Below are 18,076 nucleotides of genomic sequence, written 5' to 3' on the forward strand. Positions count from 1 at the left end.
CGTGCCCTGATCATAGCGCGCTTTGCGCTTCCCGCCAGCCGGGCTAGAACGCGCGCCATGCCGCTGACCACAAAGCCCACCGTATTCTCGCGGCCGTTCTTCGAGGACAAGAGCCGAGCCTTCTGGACGCTGCAGGCGGCCGGCTGGACCGGCTATCTCATCCTGCGCGGCGTCTCGAGCGTCTCCAACGCCAGCGAAGTCTCGGTCATCATCCCGGTCGTGATCGAATCGATCGTCGGCTACAGCATCACGCTGTTGCTCTCGACGCTGTACCAGATGTACCGCCGCCAGCCGCGACTCGCGATGGCGCTGCTGACGATCGCGACGCTCGCGGTCGCCACGCTGCTCTACGCGGTGCTCGACGCGTTTTCGTTCTCGTTCATCAAGTCCTCGACCCCGGGGCTGACGGTCAGCCTCGTGCTGGGGACGATCTTCCTCAACTTCACCGTGCTCGCGGGGTGGACCGCGCTGTATTTCGGGATCAATTTCTACCTGATCGTCGAGGAACAGATCGACCAGCTCGCCACGCTCGAGAACACCGCCTCGTCGGCGCAGCTCGCGATGCTGCGCTATCAGCTCAACCCGCATTTCCTGTTCAACACGCTCAACTCGATCTCGACGCTGGTGCTGCTCAAGGAAACCGAGCGCGCGAATGCAATGCTCGGACGGCTGTCCGCCTTCCTGCGCTACACGCTCGCCAACGAGCCGACCGCGCATGTCACGGTGCAGCAGGAATTCGAGACGCTGAAACTGTATCTCGAGATCGAGAAGATGCGCTTCGAGGAACGGCTGCGCCCGCATTTCGAGGTCGATCCACGCGCCGCGCGCGCGCGGCTGCCCTCGTTGCTGCTCCAGCCGCTGGTCGAAAACGCGATCAAGTACGCGGTGACCCCCCAGGAAGATGGCGCGGATATCAGCGTCAGCGCGCGGCTCAACGGGGATCGGGTGCAGATCGTCGTATCCGACACCGGTCCCGGGTTGAACGAAGCCAAGGCTCGGACAAGCGTTTCCGCGAGCCAACCCCTTTCCACCGGGGTCGGGCTTGCCAATATCAGGGAGAGACTGGCCCAAGCGTTCGGGCCGGACCACAAGTTCGAGACACGATCGATCCCGGGGGGCGGATTCGGGGTCGAGATTGAAATCCCGTTCCAGCTCGAGGAACCGAAGAAAGAGGCCGCATGACGATCCGAACCATCCTCGTCGACGACGAGAAACTCGCCACCCAGGGGCTTCAGCTCCGGCTGGCGGCGCATGAAGACATCGAGATCATCGACACCTGCCAGAACGGCCGCGAGGCGATCCGCAGCATCAAGACGCACAAGCCCGACCTGGTCTTCCTCGACATCCAGATGCCGGGGTTCGACGGCTTCTCGGTCGTCCAGGGGCTGATGGAGGTCGAGCCCCCGCTGTTCGTCTTCGTCACCGCTTATTCCGACCACGCGCTCAAGGCGTTCGAAACCGATGCGGTGGATTATCTGATGAAGCCGGTCGAGGAGAGCCGCCTCGCCGACACGCTCGACCGTGTTCGCCAGCGCCTGTCCGAGAAGCGCGGCGCGACCGAGGTCGACCGGCTCAAGGAAGTGATCGCCGAGATCGCACCCGATTCAGTCGAGAATCTCACCGACGGTGGCGAGCAGGTCTCGTCCAACCGGTTCGAGAAGCTCATCAACATCAAGGACCGCGGGCAGATCTTCCGCGTCGACGTCGACACGATCGAGCGGATCGACGCCGCGGGCGATTACATGTGCATCTACACCGGCGACAACACGCTGATCCTGCGCGAGACGATGAAGGATCTGGAAAAGCGCCTCGATCCGCGCCGGTTCCAGCGGGTGCATCGCTCGACCATCGTCAACCTCGACCTGGTCAAGGAAGTGAAGCCGCATACCAATGGCGAATGCTTCCTGGTGCTCCAGTCGAACGCCCAGGTGAAGGTGTCGCGCTCGTATCGCGACGTGGTCGCGCGCTTCGTGCACTAACTGAATGCTCCCCTCCCCTTCAGGGGAGGGGCTGGGGGTGGGGCTGTGTCTCACAGAGCGCAGCGCTCGGGACTTCCCCACCCCAACCCCTCCCCTGAAGGGGAGGGGCTTGAGAAGAAGAAACTCAGGCCTCTGCGCCCTCGCCAGCCTCGGCTGGCCGCTCGAACCACGCCTCGACCTCGCCCGACAGCTTCAAAGTGAGCGGCTGCCCATGCCGGTCGACCTTCTTGCCGAGCGCGACGCGGATCCAGCCTTCCGAGCGGCAATATTCCTCGACGTCGGTGCGCTCGGCACCCTTGAAGCGGATGCCGATCCCGCGCGACAGCTTGTCCTCGTCGAAGAACGGGCTGCGTGGGTTGGAGGAGAGGCGGTCGGGGGGGAGATCGGTGTCGGTCATGATGGTCGCGCTCATGACGCAAAACGCAGCAATAGGCCAGACACGAAAACGGCGCGGACATAAGCCCGCGCCGTCTTTCAGCCCCCGTCTTTCAGCCCCCGCGCCCGTCAGCGATCAATCGCAGACGCGGACCCGGACGTAATCGTCGTAATAGCGGTCGTAGCGCCGCTCGACCCAGCACCGGCCCCAGTCGCGCTGCGAACGATAGGCATAATAGCCATCGTTCGGATAATAGCCGTGGCTGCGATAATAGCCGTCGTCGTAATAGGGCTGATACCCGCGCTGGCGGTAATAATCGTCGCGGTAGCGGTCGTTGCGGTTCGACGTCAGCGCCGCACCGATCGCAAGGCCCGCGATCCCGGCGACGACGGCAGTCCCGGCACCGTTGTTATACCCGCGATACCCACCGCGATAGCCACCGTAACCACCATAGCCGCCGTGCCAGCCACCGCCACGCCAGCGCTGCGCGTCGGCGGGTGCCGCCGCGGTCAATGCGGTCGCGGCGAGCGCGAGGCCGAGACCGGCTTTCTTCAAAAAGCTGTTCATGTCCAATCTCCTCAATCCAGCAGGCCCTCAGTCCGCAACCAAACGCATGGGGGGCTAGCGTGTTGCAACAGGTGCCGGAGTCGGCCTTAACCAACGCGGAATACACCGTTTAGCGGGCGTTCACTTTAGGGGGCACCGCGCATGCGAGACAATTGGTCCACTGTGCGCTCCCGGAAGTTTCCGCTACAGTGTTATGTGAAACGGAGTCGCCGGATGTTCGTAGATTTCCAGAATGGCTGGCCGCCGCCCGAACCGTGGGAACCCAAGCCCGCGCCGCCGCGCATGTCCAAGCGCGCCGAAACGCTCACCACGTGGATCATCGGTTTCAACCTAGTGATGCTGCTCGTCGGTCCGCTCGCGGGGGCGACGCTGTTCGATGCGGTGATGGTGCTGTTCCACCGCTGAACATCGCAACGCCCCCGGCGCGACCGCCGGGGGAACGAAACGATCTCGAGATCAGAACCCGTACGACAGCCTAGCGTAGCCGAACTGCCCCGGCAGGTCATAGGTCGTCGGGTCGAAATTGGCGCTGTCGCAGGTGAAGCACTGCGGCGGAGCCTTGTTGAAGATGTTGTTGACCCCGAGCGTCAGCCGCCAGCGATTGTCCATCCACGACGGCGAGACATAGACCTGCGCATCGCCATAGAAGGTCGCGCCCATCGTGTGGATCCCGTCGCGCTCGTCGACCTTGCTGATGTAGCGCCCGGTGAAGGACACGCCGTAATTGCGCGTCGACCAGTCGAGCGTCGCGTTGACCTTGCCACGCGGATAGGCCTGATCCGGGCTCCCCCGCTCGGTCCCGGCATATTCCTGGACCGGCGCGCCGAGATCGGCGGGCGGCAGGATGTTGTACTTGATCAGATACGCCGCATTGACCGTCAGCCCGATCGTCCCGCCCCGGACGGTCGGCGAGCGGAACAGGAAGGTCCCGTCGAGCCCCTCGGTCTGGATCGCGTTGAGGTTGAGCAGCCGTCCGTTGATCCCCGCGATCTGCCCCGATCCGGTGCGCCGCACCGCTGCGCAGCTGACCGGATCCGCATTAAAGGCGCACCGCGTGAGCGTCAGCGTGGCGGGCACCGAGTCGATCGCATTGGCGAGATCGATCTTGTAGTAATTCACCTCGAGACTGAACGCGCGCGAGAAACCGCGTGCCCAGGACGGGCTGTAGACACCCCCCGCGGTCCAGGTCTTGGCGGTTTCAGGGCGCAGCGCGGTGTTCCCCTGCGAGAACACGCCGAGCTGCCCGCCGGTCGGCTCGGCATAGCTGCCGCTTGCCGGGACGCCGTTGGCGATGCAGTTCGCCCGGACGGTCGCGTTGGTCTGGAACGCGCCCCCCGCCGCGCTGGTGCACGGATCGTTGATCGTCGCATCGAACCGTGACGGGCCCGCGTACAATTCGCCGATGCTCGGCGCGCGGAGCGATTCCGCATAGCCGCCGCGCAGCAGCAGGTCGGCGACCGGCTTCCACAGCCCCGAGGCGGTAAAGGTGGTGTTGCTGCCGAACGACGAATAGTTCGAATGCCGCACCGCGCCGTCGAATTCGAGCCGGTTGAAGAACGGCTGGTCCTTGAGGATCGGGACGCGCAACTCCCCGTAGATCTCATCGACGTTGAACCCGCCCCGGGCCGGGCTGGTCGGCACGTCCGCACCAAGCCCCGCGACGATCAGCGGGTCGGGATCGTAGCTCGCATATTGGTCGCGATGTTCGTAGCCGATCGCCACGCCGACCGCGCCAGCCGGCAGGTCGAACAGCTCGCCCGACAGGTTGGCGGTGAAGTCCCACAATTGCTGGAAGCTCTTGTCGCGTTCATCGAAGGTCACGTACTTCAGCATTGCCGGGGTGATCGACCCCGCCCCGCCAACCGTCGCGCCGCCGAAGATGTTGAACGGCACGCAATCCCCGGTGCAATTGGCGACCGGCCCGAGTGCGCGCGCGAGGTTCGCCGCGTTCACGTTCCCGGTGAACAACTGATGCGCATCGTTCAAGCCGTAGACGCCGTTGACGTCCCAATACCATTTATGGTCGCCGACATGGAAAGACCCGTCGAGCCCCATCGTTGCCGAGAAGGTATCGACATCCTGCGTGAAGACGCGCTGGCCACCCTCGACGAAGCGCCGGCGGATCGTCGAGTAATTGGCGGGCGTCCCATCCGCGCCCGACGACAGGGTCACCCCGAACGGATTGTACGGATTGGTCCGGTCGATCGAGATCGTGTCGAGCAGGTTGCCGTTGCCCGCATCCGGCCCGACGAACAGCGGCAGGAACGCGGCTTCGGTCGTCGAATGGCGATGCGTGTAGACCAGCTTGGTGCGGAAATTGATCGTATCCGACAACGCCTGCTTGAAGTTGAGGAACCCGCCATAGCGTTCGGACGGGGTCAGCAGGTAATTGTACGGTGCGAAGTTCCAGCTGTCGGTCGACGAGGAATAGCGCCGGAAGTCGGTCGGGAAGACGCTGTTGCGGCCGATCACGGGGGCATTGAGCGTATAGCTCCCGCCCAGCACGTCATACCGCCCGCTAGGCGTCGCGCTCGAACAGCCCCCTGCCGCGCAGCTCGTCGCGCCCGGGGTCGGCCATTGCGAGATCGCACGGTTGGCGGTGCTCACCCCCTCCTGCTTTGTATAATTGCCGCCGAACACGACCGAGGTCCCGCTCGCCTTGTTCTGGATGCCGTAGCTCGCCTCGTAGTTCTGCGTGTGGCCATCGCCCTGGCGATAGGTGCCGAATTGCCCCGATGCCTTGAGCCCGACCTGCGATTGCTTGGTGATGATGTTGACGACGCCCGCCACCGCATCCGACCCGTAGAGCGGCGACGCGCCCGACTGGAGCACTTCGATCCGCTCGATCATGTTGGTCGGCAGCGTGTTGAGATCGACCGACGCGGGGATGCCCCCCGCCGCCGATCCGTTCACGAAGCGCAACCCGTCGACGAGGATCAGCGTCCGCTTGGCTGCGAGATAGCGCAAGTCAACTTCCGCCGACCCCGAGCTAACCCCGGTGCCGTCCGGCGGGCCGCCGATATTGCCGGCATTGTTGGTCTTGGTGTTCAGCCCGCCCGCTGCGCTCGGCAGTCGCTGGAGCACGTCGGCGACCGAGGTGAGCCCGGTCCGCGCGATCGAGGTCTGGTCGACGGTGACGACGGGCTTGTCGGAATCGAGCGGGCTGCGGCGGATTCGCGATCCGGTCACGACGATATCCCCGTCGGAGGCGGCCGCCGTATCGGCGCCAACCGGTGTCGCGGTCTGCGCCTGCGCCGGCAGCGCGCCGAGCGCGGTGACGAGGGCAATTGCGGTGGTCCCCAAGATATTCCGTATCGTATTGTCGCGCATGGTTATTCCCCCTGTTCACGCCGATCCGACATCTTCCCCTGATATCTTTCGTTAATTTGAAACATTGTTTCTATTTATGACAAGCAAGATCGCGGAATGGTCCCGTTTTGGGGCGTCACTGTGGTTTATGGGATACACCGTTCGTCGCCCCTCGGAGGTCCGGGATTTTCCGGCCCAAAGACAGGAAATCCGCGTTTTCCGGGTCGCGGCGTCGCGCTGGCGATGACCGCATGATTCTATTAACCCCTGAACATTATCAGGCATTTACGGAGAGGTTCGAGCGAACGGAGTTTCTCGATGCGTACGACTGACGAGGTCGCGAGGCTGGATGCCTTGCGGCAGCTGAACCTGCTGGATACGCCGGCGAGCGAGAGCTTCGACCGGATCACGCGCATGGCCGCGCAGATCTTCGGCGTGCCGGTCGCGGCGGTGTCGCTCACCGACAGCGACCGCCAGTGGTTCAAGTCGCGCGTCGGCGTCGCGGAGCCGTCCATGCCCCGCGCGGACGCACCCTGTTCGCAAGTCGTGGAAACCGCCGGGATGGTGATCATCCCCGACCTCGCCACCGATCCGGTCTATGCCGACAGCACGATCGGCCGAAAGGGCTTTCGCTTCTATGCTGGCGCCCCGCTCATCACCGCGGACGGCCACGGTCTCGGCGCCTTGTGCGTCCTCGGGACCGAACCGCACGCCGCTACCGAGCCGGAGATCAAGGCGCTTCGCGATCTCGCCGCGATGGTCATGGCACAGATCGAGATGCAACATTCGCTGGGCCGCACCGATCCGGTCACGGGATTGCCCAACCGCCTGCAGTTCTTCGAGAATTTCGACGATCTCGCGCGCGAGAATCCCGGCCAGTTGCGCTTCGTCGCACTCATCGACCTGGCGCGCGGGGATCAGGTCGACAGCCTGATCCGGGTTCTCGGCACCAACTTCATCGACGAGTTCGTCAAACTCGCGGCGCGGACCGTGGCCGGACTGATCGGCACGCACCGAACCCTCTATCACGTCGGGGAAACCCAGTTCGCGTTGATCTCCGAACCCGGGCATTCCCTCGATTCCTATTACGCGATTCTCGAGGCGGGGGTGAAGGCGTCGGTCGTGGCATCAAGCGCGCGTCTCGTGACGACGCTGACCGCGGGGATCGCGCCGGTGACGCTCGGCACGATGCGATCGCGCGACGCGCTGCGCGCGGCGCACAGCGCGGCGCAGGACGCGCGCAATAGCGAGGGCGCGATCGGCGTCTTCTCGCCCGCGATGGATGGGCCGCACCTGCGCAATTTCGATCTGCTGCGCGCGTTCGGCACCGCGCTGGAACAGGACGACGAGCTCTGCCTCGCTTATCAACCGCGCATCGACCTCGCGACCGGGCGCTGCATTGGCGCGGAGGCGCTGTTGCGGTGGTGCCATCCCACGCTCGGCGACGTGTCGCCCGCCGAATTCATCCCGGTCATCGAAAATACCGCGCTCGCGCGCGCGACGACTGCCTTCGTGCTCGACACCGGGCTGGCGCAGGTCCGCGCGTGGCAGGTCGCCGGGCTGCGTGTCCCGCTCGCGATCAACATTTCAGCGGCCAATCTGGAGGAGGAGGATTTCGCGCTCAACCTCCAGTTGCTGCTCGCCAAGCATCAGGTCCCCGCCGCGATGGTCGAGCTCGAACTGACCGAGAGCGCGGTGATGGCGGATGGCGACAACGGACTCGCGCGGCTCGAGGCGTTGCGCGCGATCGGGGTGCGGATCGCGATCGACGATTTCGGGACCGGTCACAGCAGCCTCGCCTATCTCCAGCGGCTTCCCGCGCAGATCATCAAGATCGACCAGTCGTTCGTGCGCGGGATGGGCGAAGGCAATGCGCGCGACCGGATCCTCGTCCGCACGATGATCTCACTCGCGCGCCAGCTCGGTCTCCAGGTCGTCGCCGAGGGGGTCGAGACCGCTGCGGTCGACGCCGCGCTGGCGGCGATGGGGTGCGAGGAAGCGCAGGGCTATTTCTACGCGCGCCCGCTTGCCGCCGACGTGTTCGCGACGTGGTACCGCCGCTTCAACGCGACCCCGCGCCCGGCGCACCGCGCGGCCTGACCGCGCGCCAGGACGGCGGGACTGGCGGCGCTTCGCTTTATTCGTTCGCGGCGCTTCCGCACGCGAATTCAAGCTGATAGCTTCGCCTTCGGGGTTCAATAACGGGGGTTTACAATGCAACGGATCGGCAAGTGCTGGCTCTTTCTCGCAGCAGGCACGGCCGCGCTGGCAAGTGGCAACGCCGCCGCGCAAACCCCGCAGGCGCAGTTCAACGCCGCGCAGGCCGCGTTCGCCAAGGCCGATTACGCCACCGCCGTCACCGCCTTTCGCGCCGCGCTGGCGGGGATCCCGCCGACCGCGCGATCGGCCGCGGTGATTCGCTCGCGGCTGGCGTATGCGCTGCATAGGGCCGGGCAGTTCGAGCCCGCGATCGCGGAGGCAACGCTGTCGGTCCGCGCCTTTACCGCGCAGAAGGTGACGCGCGACGACGATCTCTCGACCGCGCTGTTCCTCCTGGGCAGCCTCCACCTCGGGGGCGCGACGAATGCGCAGGCGATCACCGAGCTGCAACAGGCGATCGCCGCGGAAACCAGTTCGGCGGGTCCCGAGGCGCTGACCACCCGCTACACGCTCGCGCTGGCGGCGCTGACCGAGCAACCCGATCTCGCCGCCACCACGATCGACGCGATCCGGGCCGATGCGCCGCGCTTCGCCGGATTGCCCAGGACCGACCAGGCCAACATGCTCAGCATCCGCGCGGTCGCCGAGCTCAACCGCGGACAGCCGAGGCTCGCTGCCGCGCTCATCGAAAAGGCGCTCGACCTGACCGGGCGGACGACGACCCAGGTCACGATCAGCCAGGTCCGCATCCGCGGCAACGCCGCGCTCATCTATGCGCGGCTCGGCAACCAGGAGAATGTCCGGCAATATCTGACATATTCCGGCGCGGGGCATTTGCCCGACAGCAGCTGGCTCCAGGATTCGGACCGCGACCTCCCGGTCTGCGGCGGCGATATCGCGCCGCAGGACGTCGCGGTGGTCGAATTCGCGATCGACGACGACGGCCGCGTGATCGGCGCGACCCCGGTCTTTGCGAGCAAGCCCGGCCCGCTCGGCAGCGTGTTCGCCGCGAGCGTGCAGGGCTGGCGCTGGCAACCCAGCGCGGTCGCCAAGCTCAACGCGTTCTGGCGCCAGTCGGTCCGGCTCGAGCTGCGCTGCGTCAAGCGCCCGCCCGCGCTCGCGCTGATCGATCCGTTCCGCGAGCGCACGCGCGACTGGCTGACCGAAATCCACGCCGACCCGGACGTCGTCTCCCCCGCGTTCGACCCCGAGAAGCCCGGTCCGGGCGCGATCCCGCAGGGGCTCGCCGCGGTCTACAATGCCAAGGACCCACGCAGCCGGGCGACCGCGCAGGACTCGCTCGATTCGCTGCTGGTCTCGCTCAACGCCCCCGTCGAGGTCCGCGCCTTTGCGCTGGTCGCCGGATCGAGCGGCGGAAAGCGCTTCGCCACGCGCAGCGGCTACGAGGGGGACAGGGCCCGCCGATTCGCCGCGGTGCTCGCCAGGTTCGAGACGCAGCCCGGCGCGGCGCGCGTGCGGGCGTGGCTCCGCACCGAACAGGCGCTCGCGCTCGAGGCGGGCGGATCGCTCCCGCCCGCGCGCGCGCTGCTCGAGACCGTGATCGCGACCCCGCCCGCGACGCTCCCGCAAGACGACCCGATCCGCAGCCTCGCGCAGCTCCATCTCGCGCTGATCGACAAGCGCAGCGGCGCGCCCGCGGTCGCCGACCAGCGGCTCGCCGCCGCCGGGATCACGCCCGAGCAATGTTCGCTGCTCGACGTCCGCCCGGTCGCGCGGAACACCGCGATCTCGGACAGCGCCTTCCCGGCCGAGGCGCAACGCTGGCGCTTCGAGGGGAGCGCACGCGTCGCGTTCGACATCGCCGCGGACGGGCATGTCACCGACGTCCGCACCGTGATCGCCTATCCGCCGTTCGTGTTCGGGCCGTCGTCCGAAAGGGCGGTCGCGCAGTTCCGCTATCTGCCGCCGACGCTCGGCAACGAAGTGCTTGGCTGTGTCGGCCAGGCGCAGAACGTCATCTATCGGATGCCGGACTGACCGCCAGCAGCGTATCGACCAGCCGCGCGATCTCACCCGGCCGGAACGCGCCCGCCTGCACCGTCACGATCCGCCCGCGCGGGTCGATCACGAAGGTCGTCGGCACCGCGCCGCCGCGCGGGCGATACGGCGCGGTGATCCCGGTCGCGACGGGCACGCGCATCGCCGCCGCCTGCCGGTCGAGCAGCCGCGGCTCGGTCCGCGTCCCCGCATCGATCGCGAACACCGCGACGCGCGGGCTGCCATGATGCGCGAGCACCGCATCGAGCTCGGTCAGCTCGCGCTTGCACGGCGCGCACCAGCTCGCCCAGAAATTGAGGATCACCACCCGCCCCGCCAGACTGCGCGAATCGACCGCGCCGCCGCCATAGAGCTGGACGGTGAAGGCGGGGGCCTGTTCCCCTGCCGGGGCCGCCGCGGGAAGCGGCGCGGCAAGCGCGAGCACCACCGCGACGGCACCGATCCTATGCTGCACCCCTGCTCCCCCCGCTACCGCGCCCCGGCGATCCACCCCCGCGCTGACTCGACCGCCGTAGCAGAGCCGCAAGCGCCGTGTCGCGCAAGCCGTTGGTTCCAGGCGCGGTCGCACCGCCGGGCGGCGTGCCGGCGCCCCCGCCCCGCTCAGTCCGCCGGGTCTTCGCCAGCCACGCCCCCCGGCGCCTCGGGCAGATCCACCCCCGCGAGCGACCACGGCAGTTCATGGACGAAGCGCGGGTCCATCCCCGTCCCGTCCGACCCGTCGACATCGTCGAACGCCGCCGCATCCCCGAACGCATCCGCCGCATCGCGCGCATAGGGCGGCTCGAGCTGCCCCCAATGCTGCTCGTCGCGCCAGTCGACCTTGACCAGCCCCGGCCCATTGTCGTCGAGCCGCTGCGCGATCGCATCGTCCCCGCCCTGCGCGATCCGCGCATCCGCCGCGCGCCGCCGCAGCGCACACGCCTCGACCGCCTCGGCAATCGCGGCGGCGGCGGTCGCATCGAGCGTCACCCCGGCGAAATCGTGGAGCGTCGCCGCCAGCGCATCCTGCCGCGCGGCCCCGATGGCAGCGTCGGAGTCGCGCGGTTCGGCCTCGCGCTTGGCGGCAGCCCCCGCCACCGCTCTAGCCCCATCCGCCGCCCTGCGCGCGCCCCCGCGCCGCGTGACCGTCCGCACCGTGGCGGAGGCGTGCGCGACCGCCGTGCCCGCGCCGCTGCCGCCGTCACTGCTGTCGTCACTGCGCGCGCCCGCCCCCACCCCCGCCATCGCGGCGGCGCTGTAATACGCGATGGTGGTGCGCCGCCCCTCGGCGTCATGGCCATAATGGCGCAGGCAGAACATCAGCAGCGCGTCATTGGTCTTGCGGCGATAGCCCATCAGCTTCCCGCCGACGAACACCGGCACCTGATACCCCTCGATCGCGCGTTCGAACGCAATGTCCTTCAGCCGCTGCAACCCGAAGTCGAGTGCTGCATCCCACGCCCGGCGGAACTCCTCCGCACCGGGCGCGCGGCGCAGCGTGTAGCAATTGGCCTGCGCCATATTGACCATCGCGGCGGCGCGGCTGACGCAGCCGGTATCGGCGAGCGCCTCGATAAACGCCTTCTGCCGCTCGGGCGTCCAGCCATCATGCCGGTATTTGCGCGGCACGGGCGCGAAGTCGGGAAGATCCGGCCGATCGCTGCGCGCGACGGGGGTGCGGTTCTGCATGGCGCTGCCTCCTGTTGGGGTGGTGGCGTGCAGGGGTGGCAGGATTGGGGCGTGTAGGACAGGGGTATTCATTACCTTTCCAACCTTGGCAATTTGTCGCTCGACAATGCTTGGGTTTCATGACCTTATTTCAAACAGACTGGAGTGGATATGAACAGAAACACAACTATTACTGTACCTTTAAAACGCAGTCTGAGCGTTAAAGTTGACTGGGCGTCATTCGCAACGAACCTCGCAGACGTCGCTGCGCAGGGTTTCATAACCGCATTTGGTATTGATGGAATATCTGGCGGAATCTCGGCTCTAATTAACGTACTAGGGTCCGTTAAGTCTGAGGATGACGCCGGCGAGAATGCTTGGAGACTTTTTTGGCTGTCATTCGCATGGTCTTTGGACGAACTCCGTTCAACATCTGCAATAGACGATGAAAGACTTCGAAGAGTTGTCAAAGACTCTCTAGATGCTGCAAGGGTCCGCACAGATGCTGGCAGTGAAGACGTACCCGTAAGCTTTCTGACCAGACCAACATCACTGCCGATATACAAAATCGTACGTGATGAGTTTGTTGCTCGCCGAAGTGAGTTTCGCCTGACACCAAACGAAACCGCGCCTGAGCTTTCCGCACGGTTTGACTCTGCTTTTTCTCGAGCTGTCTCCGAGATTTGGATCAAAAAGCCCGACTCTTTTAAAGCCCTCGCTAGCTTAATTCAGATACCGGGCGATCAAGCCGCCGCCTTTGAAGATCAATGGGCGGCATACCGAAATAAGTTGATTCATGACTTTGAGGTAAAGCCGATGTTTGGCCAGGAAGATGGCCGTGTTTCTTTATCGCAATCATATATACCGTTGCGCTGTCAGTGGCGCGATAAAGTGGATGATCCCGCTGCTTTTGTTGAACACAAATACCACTTTGATTACTTGGATTCTGTCTTAATTAATTGGGTAGATGACGATACAGGAAACATAGATTCGCAAGAAGAGGTAAAGCTAGTTGGAGGCGGCCCCGGCAGCGGGAAGTCTACATCTTTGCGACATCTTGCAAGGGTATTAGCCGATCGTCCCGATGTTCGTCCGTTGCTTATACCTTTGCAGCACTTAGATCTCGAGGGAAGCCTTCGAGACGCTATAAATAACTATTTTACGAGCAGAACGCGCGGGGCATTTACTATGCCCCCATTATCAAGAAACGCAGTAGAAGACGGACCGAAGCTAGTACTTTTGTTCGACGGACTAGACGAAATAGCGCGCCCCGGCGAGGGAGCGGATGAGGTCGCAAACTTATTCGTATCGAAACTAAATTTGTTACAATCCGCAATTCAGGGAGACGCGGCCTTTTCTCCCAAAATCGTGGTTACAGGTCGATTGCCATCTTTCCAAGCAGCTAGACGTTTTAGGGGGGCGTCAGGCCATTCCGCAGTCGAAGTTGTCGGGTACGCTCCATGCTCCAGCCACGGGAACAGCGATTATTTGGAGATTACGTCACGCGACCAACGACCAATATGGTGGCAAAAGTTTGCTCCGAGCGCGGGCTTAAACAGCGATATTCCGTTAGCGCTTTCGGATCAGCGGCTCAACGACGTAACAAACGAGCCGCTGCTGTGCTACTTGTTAGTACTTTCTGGCTTCGCAATAGACGATTGGGAAGCTGCCGCCGAAAATAGGAACCTCATATATCAGCGGTTAATAAATGAAGTTTGGGCCCGCGGTTGGGGGGATGCAAATAAACCAAGAGATAGGCAGGGACCTGGAAAACATTTAACAAAAGTTAGCTTCAACGATCTGATGGAAACAATAGCACTTTCTGCTTGGCTGGGCGGCGATACAAGAGTTGCAACAGAGGATTCATTTCATAGTACCCTTAAAATTACCCATGCCGAAGAGGCTTGGGCCGAGTTTAAGGGAGACGGTGGTGAGGACGTAGCAAATCTCGCGATGAACTTCTACTTAAAGTCGTCTGAGGGAACAGCCCGAGGGTTCGAGTTCACGCATAAGAGCTTTGGCGACTATCTCGCCGCTCGTGCAATACTGAGAATGTCCAAGGAGGTCATGGGATTCGTACCTCGGTACACGGATCAAGCTCTTCAGCTTTGGATGAACGGAACAGGATCCGGAACCTTAACGACTGAAATACTTAACTATATGAGAGACGAAGTGCGTCTTGAGGCATCTGACTTAGTTAATGGGTTGCCGCGCATCCGTCAATTATATGAGAAGAGTCAAGCCCTTGCGATAACCGTTATTGACGAGGGGTTTCTACCGCACAGCGTGGCGAGTAAGAATTGGCGAGCGGCTGCAAGAATGCAAAAGAATGCAGAGGTGATGCTATGGGCAGTTTTGCATTCATGCATCGCAAAGCTGCATGGCGAGCCCGGCATAGCACTTATTGATGTTGGCTTCGATAAGAGTAGACTTCGATTTAAAAACTTCCTTCTTCGCATAGGAGCAGGGGACGACAGAAGCCCTCCTATTGGGCAATGTCTGTCATATATACTAGCAGACAAGGCCGATGTTTTTGCATTAGATTTAAGTGAATTTGATTTTTCATTTGGCAGTTTTCGAGGTGCGAACTTTAACGGCTGCCATCTAATGAGTACTAATCTCTCCAAGTGCGATTTAGAGAAGGCGATGTTTCAGAGGGCGAGCTTGGATAAATGCATTTTTGAATATGCGAATATAGAAAAAGCGAATTTCATAGACTCTCGCCCTTTAGAGACAAACCTCTTTAAAAACACTTCGGGCGTAATCTTTGTATCGCGACGGACTTTGCTTGATTTCAAGGCAGATGACCAAGTTCCCGCGGATCGAATTAAAATCTCAAAGCGCTATGAAGATTACGATCAAGCAGAATGGCTATTGCGCACTCAAGAAATTGACAAAATTTACACTGTTCTAGGAACTGAAGATCTACCCAACCATGATGATGACGTCGAAGAGTTTGAGGACGACGAAGAGGAAACCATGAACTGACTTCCTAGCCACTTGATACTTCAAAATTGGTTAGATTTAGTTCTTAAATTGACCAGTAAAAAAAGGCCGGGTGCTTTCGCACCCGGCCTCCCTCCTAGCCCCTAAAGACTCGCAACCTCACCCGGCCTGCTTCGCCCGGCTCGCGCGCTTGCGCTCGTTGGCATCCAGGAAGCGCTTGCGCAGCCGGATCGACTTGGGGGTCACTTCGACCATCTCGTCGTCGTCGATATAGGCGATCGCCTGCTCGAGCGTCATCTTCTTCGGCGGCGTCAGGCGCACCGTGTCGTCCTTGCCGCTGACCCGGAAGTTGGTCAGCGCCTTGGTCTTCATCGGGTTGACTTCCATGTCCTCCGGCTTGGCGTTCTCGCCGACGACCATGCCCTCGTACAGCGCCTCGCCGTGGCCGACGAACAGGATGCCGCGCTCTTCGAGCGGACCCAGTGCATAGGTGTTGGCTTCGCCCGAGCCGTTGGAGATCAGCACGCCGTTCTTGCGGCCCTCGATGTTGCCCTTGAACGCGTCATACTTCTCGAACAGCCGGTTCATGATGCCGGTGCCGCGCGTGTCCGACAGGAACTCGCCGTGGTAGCCGATCATCCCGCGCGACGGTGCGGAGAAGGTGATGCGGGTCTTGCCGCCGACCGACGGACGCATGTCGGTCATCTCGGCCTTGCGCAGGTTCATCTTCTCGACGACCGTGCCCGAATATTCCTCGTCGACGTCGATGATGACAGTCTCGTACGGCTCGGTCTTCTTGCCGTTCTCGTCCTCGCCGAACAGCACGCGCGGGCGGCTGATGCCGAGCTCGAAGCCCTCGCGGCGCATCGTCTCGATCAGCACGCCGAGCTGAAGCTCGCCGCGACCGGCGACTTCGAAGCTGTCCTTGTCGGCGGCTTCGGTCACCTTGACCGCGACGTTGCTCTCGGCTTCGCGGAACAGGCGCTCGCGGATCATGCGGCTGGTCACCTTGCTGCCCTCGCGGCCCGCCATCGGCGAATCGTTGACGGCAAAGCGCATCGACAGCGTGGGCGGATCGATCGGCTGGGCGTGGAGCGGCTCGGTCACGGTGATGTCGGCGATCGTGTCGGCGACGGTGGCGACCGAAAGGCCCGCGAGGCTGATGATGTCACCCGCCTTGGCTTCGTCGACCGGCACGCGGTCGAGCCCGCGGAACGACATGATCTTGGAGGCGCGGCCGGTTTCGATGATCTTGCCATCGTTGTCGAGCGCGTGGATCGGCTGGTTGACCTTGACCACGCCCGAGTTGACGCGGCCGGTGAGGATGCGGCCGAGGAACGGATCGCGATCGAGCAGCGTGACGAGGAAGGTGAAGGGCACGCCGGCGACTTCGACCGCGGGCGGCGGCACGTGCGCGACGATCGTCTCGAACATCGGGATCAGCGTGCCTTCGCGCGCGTCCATGTCGGTCGAGGCATAGCCGTTGCGGCCCGATGCGTAGAGCACGGGGAAATCGAGCTGCTCGTCGTTTGCGTCGAGCGACACGAACAGGTCGAACACTTCGTCGAGCACTTCCTGGATGCGCGCGTCGTTCCGATCGACCTTGTTGACGACGACGATCGGCTTCAGGCCGAGTGCCAGCGCCTTGCCGGTGACGAACTTGGTCTGCGGCATCGCGCCTTCCGACGAATCAACCAGCAGGACGACACCGTCGACCATGCTGAGGATGCGCTCGACTTCGCCACCGAAATCGGCGTGGCCGGGCGTGTCGACGATGTTGATGCGGATGCTCTCGTCGGCACCCGGCGGCGTCCAGTCGACCGAGGTCGGCTTGGCGAGAATGGTGATGCCACGCTCTTTTTCCAAGTCGTTGGAATCCATGGCTCTTTCTTCAATCCGCTGGTTATCGCGGAAGGTGCCGGACTGGCGGAAGAGCTGGTCGACCAGGGTCGTTTTGCCATGATCGACGTGTGCGATGATGGCCACATTGCGGAGGCTCATGGGTGTCTCGTTACAAAATCGGGAAAAGGATCGCGTGCCCCTAGCGGAAACCGTGCACTGCAACAAGGGCGGGGGCGAAACGAGCTGCGGGCCGGGCGGCGCGAACGCCACCCGACCCGCCGCGCTTTGGTCGGATAAGGGTCAGATCCGCTTGATCCGGCGCCGGATCACCGGCGGCACCCAGTCGTCGATCAGATGCTTGCTGCGGATCCGCCAATCGACCTGATCGGCCGATTTGGGCCGCACCTGGAACGCGGTCGTCCGCTTGGGCAAGGTCGCGAGCCCGCCCTCGACCGCCTTGTAATAATACAGCGCCATCGACCGGCGCGAGAGCTCGGGCGGGCACGTCACCGGGTCGGGCTGGCCATGATAGCTGTCGAGCGTGGTCGTGAACACGACCGCACGCCCGAGCACCGGCAACACGCTGACCTCGCGCGTCTTCATGCCCTTGTCCCACAGTTCGAGATTGCCGCCGTAACTCTCGTCCCAATTCTCGTTGAGATAGATCAACAGGTTGAGCTGGCGCACCACGTTCAGCCGGACATGCTGGTTGAAGTCGGCATGCACCCCAAGATGCCCGCCGCGCTTGGTCTCGTGCAACCCGCCCCCGACGAACGACGGATCGACGATCAGGCCGCTGATCCCGGTCATTTCCTCGAGGAAGCCGACGAACGCGTCGCTGTTGAACGCCGCGAACAGGCTGTGCGTAACCGGCCCGGACCATTCGCTTGGCGGATATTGATATTTCAGCCGTTCCTGCGACCGGTCGAAATGCGTCTTACCGTCCGACCTTGGAAATTCGGCGACAACCTGGCGCAGAAGGTCCGGATCCAGAAAGTCGTCGATCACGATGCTAGGAAAAGGACTGGCCGCTACATATTGATCGTGCAGCGCCTTGCCCGCGGCACGACATGCCGCCTCGTCGAAGACGACAACCCCCGAATCGACCTTGAGATCTAATACAGCCATCAAACGCCCCCGTTCATAGAAGCGAATGACTATCGTATTTAAGGTGTATCGGCAATTAGGCATTCTTCCCGGGACTTGGGGCTTCAGTCTGCCAAGTCGCTCT

The 18,076-nt window shown here is 63.2% G+C and carries 13 protein-coding genes; 6 read left to right on the forward strand and 7 right to left on the reverse strand.

What is annotated here, in order from left to right; all coding sequences use genetic code 11:
• Positions 1-57 precede the first annotated feature (57 nt).
• Both RI03_RS13185 and RI03_RS13190 read left to right on the forward strand, forming a co-directional pair.
• Positions 58-1,182, forward strand: a complete 1,125-nt coding sequence (locus RI03_RS13185) for a sensor histidine kinase (RefSeq protein ID WP_010160392.1) — start codon at positions 58-60, stop codon at positions 1,180-1,182.
• On the forward strand, positions 1,179-1,979 hold the full coding sequence (locus RI03_RS13190) for a LytR/AlgR family response regulator transcription factor (protein ID WP_010217897.1): 801 nt from the start codon (positions 1,179-1,181) through the stop codon (positions 1,977-1,979). The genes RI03_RS13185 and RI03_RS13190 overlap by 4 nt, the downstream gene beginning before the upstream one ends.
• A gap of 124 nt (positions 1,980-2,103) precedes the next feature.
• On the opposite strand, the gene RI03_RS13195 is transcribed toward RI03_RS13190, so the two are convergent.
• A complete protein-coding gene (locus RI03_RS13195) occupies positions 2,104-2,376 on the reverse strand; it encodes a DUF3297 family protein (RefSeq protein WP_026046713.1) in 273 nt (90 codons plus the stop codon).
• A 114-nt stretch (positions 2,377-2,490) separates the two neighbouring features.
• Positions 2,491-2,922: a hypothetical protein gene (locus RI03_RS13200; protein ID WP_010160395.1), complete on the reverse strand. Its 432-nt coding sequence runs from the start codon at positions 2,920-2,922 to the stop codon at positions 2,491-2,493.
• A gap of 213 nt (positions 2,923-3,135) precedes the next feature.
• Between RI03_RS13200 and RI03_RS13205 the strand changes: the two genes are divergently transcribed.
• The gene (locus tag RI03_RS13205; RefSeq protein WP_010160396.1) at positions 3,136-3,327 is read left to right on the forward strand and encodes a hypothetical protein; all 192 of its coding nucleotides are present in this window, start codon (positions 3,136-3,138) and stop codon (positions 3,325-3,327) included.
• A 51-nt stretch (positions 3,328-3,378) separates the two neighbouring features.
• Here RI03_RS13205 and RI03_RS13210 read toward each other — a convergent pair whose 3' ends face one another.
• Positions 3,379-6,252, reverse strand: coding sequence for a TonB-dependent receptor domain-containing protein (locus tag RI03_RS13210; RefSeq protein ID WP_010217899.1), 2,874 nt, complete (start codon positions 6,250-6,252; stop codon positions 3,379-3,381).
• 297 nt (positions 6,253-6,549) lie between these two features.
• Here RI03_RS13210 and RI03_RS13215 point away from each other — a divergent pair, with 297 nt between their 5' ends.
• Together RI03_RS13215 and RI03_RS13220 are read left to right on the forward strand one after the other, a co-directional pair.
• Positions 6,550-8,331 (forward strand): putative bifunctional diguanylate cyclase/phosphodiesterase, encoded by a 1,782-nt coding sequence (locus RI03_RS13215; protein WP_010217900.1) that lies wholly within the window; start codon positions 6,550-6,552, stop codon positions 8,329-8,331.
• A 114-nt stretch (positions 8,332-8,445) separates the two neighbouring features.
• Positions 8,446-10,389 carry an energy transducer TonB gene (locus RI03_RS13220; protein ID WP_010217901.1) on the forward strand — a complete coding sequence of 648 codons (1,944 nt, stop codon included), beginning with the start codon at positions 8,446-8,448 and terminating at the stop codon, positions 10,387-10,389.
• On the opposite strand, the gene RI03_RS13225 is transcribed toward RI03_RS13220, so the two are convergent.
• Together RI03_RS13225 and RI03_RS22275 are read right to left on the reverse strand one after the other, a co-directional pair.
• Complete coding sequence (locus RI03_RS13225; protein WP_010217902.1) at positions 10,367-10,864, reverse strand: TlpA family protein disulfide reductase; 498 nt, start codon at positions 10,862-10,864, stop codon at positions 10,367-10,369. The two genes, RI03_RS13220 and RI03_RS13225, sit on opposite strands and share 23 nt — an antisense overlap.
• A gap of 146 nt (positions 10,865-11,010) precedes the next feature.
• Positions 11,011-12,078 carry a hypothetical protein gene (locus tag RI03_RS22275; protein WP_010217903.1) on the reverse strand — a complete coding sequence of 356 codons (1,068 nt, stop codon included), beginning with the start codon at positions 12,076-12,078 and terminating at the stop codon, positions 11,011-11,013.
• 150 nt (positions 12,079-12,228) lie between these two features.
• Here RI03_RS22275 and RI03_RS22715 point away from each other — a divergent pair, with 150 nt between their 5' ends.
• A complete protein-coding gene (locus RI03_RS22715) occupies positions 12,229-15,045 on the forward strand; it encodes a pentapeptide repeat-containing protein (protein ID WP_081504222.1) in 2,817 nt (938 codons plus the stop codon).
• A 117-nt stretch (positions 15,046-15,162) separates the two neighbouring features.
• Here the strand turns inward: RI03_RS22715 and typA are convergent, their stop codons facing one another.
• Positions 15,163-17,004, reverse strand: a complete 1,842-nt coding sequence (gene typA / locus RI03_RS13240; protein WP_010160405.1) for a translational GTPase TypA — start codon at positions 17,002-17,004, stop codon at positions 15,163-15,165.
• A gap of 141 nt (positions 17,005-17,145) precedes the next feature.
• Positions 17,146-17,973: a 2OG-Fe(II) oxygenase gene (locus tag RI03_RS13245; RefSeq protein WP_010217905.1), complete on the reverse strand. Its 828-nt coding sequence runs from the start codon at positions 17,971-17,973 to the stop codon at positions 17,146-17,148.
• Positions 17,974-18,076: the final 103 nt, after the last annotated feature.

This window comes from Sphingomonas sp. PAMC 26621, from assembly GCF_000251145.1.
In the GTDB taxonomy this organism is placed as follows: Bacteria; Pseudomonadota; Alphaproteobacteria; order Sphingomonadales; family Sphingomonadaceae; genus Sphingomonas.

Excerpts from the sequence above, each read along its gene's own strand:
- RI03_RS13185 (WP_010160392.1), top strand. The coding sequence starts at position 58 with ATGCCGCTGACCACAAAGCCCACCGTATTCTCGCGGCCGTTCTTCGAG.
- RI03_RS13190 (WP_010217897.1), top strand. The coding sequence starts at position 1,179 with ATGACGATCCGAACCATCCTCGTCGACGACGAGAAACTCGCCACCCAG.
- RI03_RS13195 (WP_026046713.1), bottom strand. The coding sequence starts at position 2,376 with ATGACCGACACCGATCTCCCCCCCGACCGCCTCTCCTCCAACCCACGC.
- RI03_RS13200 (WP_010160395.1), bottom strand. The coding sequence starts at position 2,922 with ATGAACAGCTTTTTGAAGAAAGCCGGTCTCGGCCTCGCGCTCGCCGCG.
- RI03_RS13205 (WP_010160396.1), top strand. The coding sequence starts at position 3,136 with ATGTTCGTAGATTTCCAGAATGGCTGGCCGCCGCCCGAACCGTGGGAA.
- RI03_RS13210 (WP_010217899.1), bottom strand. The coding sequence starts at position 6,252 with ATGCGCGACAATACGATACGGAATATCTTGGGGACCACCGCAATTGCC.
- RI03_RS13215 (WP_010217900.1), top strand. The coding sequence starts at position 6,550 with ATGCGTACGACTGACGAGGTCGCGAGGCTGGATGCCTTGCGGCAGCTG.
- RI03_RS13220 (WP_010217901.1), top strand. The coding sequence starts at position 8,446 with ATGCAACGGATCGGCAAGTGCTGGCTCTTTCTCGCAGCAGGCACGGCC.
- RI03_RS22275 (WP_010217903.1), bottom strand. The coding sequence starts at position 12,078 with ATGCAGAACCGCACCCCCGTCGCGCGCAGCGATCGGCCGGATCTTCCC.
- RI03_RS22715 (WP_081504222.1), top strand. The coding sequence starts at position 12,229 with ATGAACAGAAACACAACTATTACTGTACCTTTAAAACGCAGTCTGAGC.
- typA (WP_010160405.1), bottom strand. The coding sequence starts at position 17,004 with ATGAGCCTCCGCAATGTGGCCATCATCGCACACGTCGATCATGGCAAA.
- RI03_RS13245 (WP_010217905.1), bottom strand. The coding sequence starts at position 17,973 with ATGGCTGTATTAGATCTCAAGGTCGATTCGGGGGTTGTCGTCTTCGAC.